This window comes from Deltaproteobacteria bacterium (assembly GCA_005879795.1).
Lineage (GTDB): Bacteria > Desulfobacterota > Binatia > DP-6 > DP-6 > DP-6.
On record VBKJ01000271.1, the window covers coordinates 1 to 2,503 of the forward strand.

3 protein-coding genes are annotated in these 2,503 nt (G+C 69.8%); 1 reads left to right on the forward strand and 2 read right to left on the reverse strand.

Annotated elements, in window-relative coordinates; all coding sequences use genetic code 11:
* Nucleotides 1-621 (reverse strand): DUF222 domain-containing protein (locus E6J59_19955; GenBank protein ID TMB15425.1); only part of this gene is annotated, 621 nt, incomplete at its 3' end.
* A complete protein-coding gene (locus E6J59_19960; GenBank protein TMB15427.1) occupies nt 537-1,046 on the reverse strand; it encodes a DUF222 domain-containing protein in 510 nt (169 codons plus the stop codon). The genes E6J59_19960 and E6J59_19955, both read right to left, overlap by 85 nt.
* On the opposite strand from E6J59_19960, the gene E6J59_19965 reads away from it, so the two are divergent.
* Nucleotides 950-1,984, forward strand: coding sequence for an IS110 family transposase (locus E6J59_19965; protein ID TMB15426.1), 1,035 nt, complete (start codon nt 950-952; stop codon nt 1,982-1,984). The genes E6J59_19960 and E6J59_19965 overlap by 97 nt on opposite strands.
* Nucleotides 1,985-2,503 lie beyond the last annotated feature (519 nt).

Consider the following 2,503-nt stretch of genomic DNA (forward strand, 5'->3'; position numbering starts at 1 on the left):
GTGCCGCGCTCGCAGAACGTGGATGGGATCGTCCGGCACGTTTGGCGGCGACGGGACTTCGGGCAATGGCCGGCCGTCCGGGCGCAGGAATCTCAGTTCGCCGTCGGGCTGTCGCTCCACCTGGTAACCCTCCTCGTGAACTGCGCGATGCTGCCGGCGACAGAGCAGCGCCAGGTTCGGGAGCGTGGTCGGCCCGCCGTGGGCCCGGTGGCGGATGTGATGACCCTGACCGAACGGACGGCCGCAGCCCGGGAAGCGGCAACCCCGGTCGCGGTGATGGAGCACGCGCCGGAGCGCAGGAGGAATGGTCCGGGTCCGGGCGCCGACCTCCACGACGCGGCCATCCGGAGTGTGCCGCATCACCACCCGGCTCGCGTCGCACGCCAGGCGCTGAGACGTTTCCGCGGAACCCAGCGTGTGGCTATCTGGGGCGGCGTCCGTGGCCCGTGCTTGCTGATACAGCCTCTCGCGGGCCGCGGCGAGCGCCTGCACGAGCAGCGCTCCGACCTCCGGCGCCAGCCGCCCGCGCACGACCATCATGCCGTCCTCGTCCTGATACACGTGCAGCGCCCGGCTCCTGTGGCGCCGCGCGGTCTCGCGGGTCTCGGCCAGCCGGTCCACCCGTCGCCACCCACGAACGATCCGCTCGACGTGCGCGGCAGTGCCGGCCCTCCCGCTCGGACCTTCGCGTAGGAGAGCTCTCCACGTGAGAGCGCCTGGGCCAGCCGGGGCAGCGTGCCGAGGGCACGGGCCACGCGCACGCGCTCGCGCGCGGCGCCCGGGTCGAGCCCGACCCGCCACGTCAGCCAGGCGGCGCAGGTGAGAAAGCCGGTGTTCCAGCCGCCGCGCGCGTCGAACTTGATGGGATGGACTCCTCCCGCGACTTGAACGGCATAGACGTGCCAAAGTCGCCTTGCGTCCACAGGCCCCTGTGGAAGGAGGAGTCGAGATGAATAGTACGACGATCGCAGTCGACGTGGCGAAGTCGGTGTTTGAAGTCGCTGTGTCGGAGTACCCGGGCCAGGTCCGAGAGCGTCATCGGTTATCGCGAGGCCGGTTCAGCCGGTTTCTCGCCGAGCACCCGCCCGCGACCGTGGTCATGGAAGCGTGTGGATCAGCCCACCACTGGGCGCGGGAGGCGCAGAGCCGCGGGCACCGCGTCGTGCTCGTGCCACCGCATGCCGCGCGCCCGTACGTCCTGCGCAACAAGACGGATCGCACGGATGCCAAAGGGTTGCTCGAGGCGTTCCGGAACGACGATCTTCGCCCCGTGCCCGTGAAGTCGGAGACGCAACAAGCGCTGGCGGGCCTGCATCGGCTCCGCTCGGCGTGGGTCGCCACGCGCACGGCACGACTCAATACCTTGCGCGGGATCCTTCGCGAGTTCGGCGTGGTGATCCCGACGGGCGCGCATCATGTCGTGCCGCACGTTCGCGCCCTGCTCGAAGACCTCGACGCCGGCGTGCCCGGCCTGCTCCGCGTGGCGCTCGGCGAGGTGATCCGCGAGGTCGGCGAGCTCGAGGAACGTATCCGCGCCATCGAGCACCAGTTGGCGACGGTCGCCGAACCGGCCTTGCTTATCAGGCGGCTGCGCACGGTTCCTGGCATCGGCGTCTTGACGGCGACGGCCCTCGTCGCCGTCGTGGGCGACGTCCAGCGGTTCCCCTCCGCGCGGCACTTCGCGAGCTACCTCGGCCTCACGCCTCGCGAACACTCCTCAGGCCAGCGCCGGCACCTCGGCGCCATCAGCAAGCAAGGCGATACCTATCTTCGGATGCTCTTCATCCACGGCGCGCGCTCGGTGCTGCATCACGCGAAGTCGAAGACAGCCCCGGCGACAGACCGGTTACGCACGTGGGCGTTGCAGGTCGAGCGCCTTCGCGGCCACAACAAGGCGGCCGTGGCCCTGGCCAACAAGCTGGCGCGGATCGCCTGGGCAGTCTGGCGGATCGGGAACGACTTCACCGCCGCGCCTGCGGTCTGAACCACGTGACGGACGAGCTCACCCGAGGCTGCGCGGCACACGACACTGATGGCGCACCGGCTCCGACCGGCGCGAGGGGAAAGCCTGCAAGCCCGATGGCCGCTCAGGCCGCTGTCACGATTGGCTCCCCGCGCGCGACTTCCATCATGGCCCGGAGCGTGAGCGCTCCCTTCCGAGAGGCCGGAGATACGAGTGCAGTCTGAGCTGGCTGCCGCATTCGGTGTCCGCAACGCCTTCTCACGGGGCGAGCTGATCCGTGCTCGCACAAATCCGGGATTGCTGATGATCGCGAAGAGCGGCCGGCCTGCGCGGCTCAACCTTCGCGCCAGGTGCCCAGGGCTGCCCGCTGTCACGAAGTCGCCCTTGACCGGCGACGACCGCCGCGAGGCGAAGCCGATTATCCGCGTGGCCATCAAAGGTCAGGAACTCGATTGGCTCTCCACGCGCACTGCACGCCGGTCTTGACCGAGGAGTCCAGATACGCGGATGAGATCGAGGAGGTGGGCGGTGGCGGCGTCG

Excerpts from the sequence above, each read along its gene's own strand:
- E6J59_19965 (TMB15426.1), top strand. The coding sequence starts at position 950 with ATGAATAGTACGACGATCGCAGTCGACGTGGCGAAGTCGGTGTTTGAA.